Raw genomic sequence first — 645 nt, forward strand, 5'->3', positions numbered from 1 at the left:
AAGTATCTCGCGATGGTCGGCGAACCGGGCGGAAAGGACTGGGGCGTCAACGAAGCCGGCATGAAGCAGATGGACGACAACATCGGCCTCGTGCTCAAGAAACTGGAGGAGATGGGGCAGCTCGACAACACGATCGTCGTCTTCACCACCGACAACGGTGCCGAGGCGATCAGCTTCCCGGACGGCGGCGTCACCCCGTTCAAAGGGCAGAAGGGCGAGGCGTGGGAAGGCGGCTTCCGCGCTCAGATGGTGGTTCGCTGGCCGGGGCACGTCCGGCCCGGCACCGTGAAGAACCAGCTCTTCGCATCGCTCGATTGGCTCCCGACCCTGGTCGACATCGCGGGTGGAGCGAAAGGCAACGAGCTGAAGGCGAGGATCGAAGCCGGAAACTATCCCGGGATCGTCAAGACCACGCTCGACGGCGTCAACCAGCGTGCCTATCTGGAGGGAACGAGCGACAGGTCGGCCCGCGAGGTGTTCTTCTATTACTCGGGAGCGACGCCGTCCGCGGTGCGATACAAGAATTGGAAGATGTACTACAACATGGCTCAGGCCGGTGCGGACGGGTGGATCTTGCCGCTGGTTCCGTATCACTTCACCCTGGTCCAGAACATCAAGCGGGACCCGTTCGAGCAGGCGGTCGGA

General features: G+C 62.8%; 1 protein-coding gene. It reads left to right on the top strand.

Features of this window, described 5'->3' with window-relative positions; translation table 11 throughout:
- Nucleotides 1-645: sulfatase-like hydrolase/transferase (locus tag ABTU92_RS30680; protein WP_408095298.1), on the top strand; the 645-nt coding region annotated here is incomplete at both ends.

Source organism: Rhodoplanes sp. SY1 (assembly GCF_046000175.1).
Taxonomy (GTDB): domain Bacteria; phylum Pseudomonadota; class Alphaproteobacteria; order Rhizobiales; family Xanthobacteraceae; genus Rhodoplanes.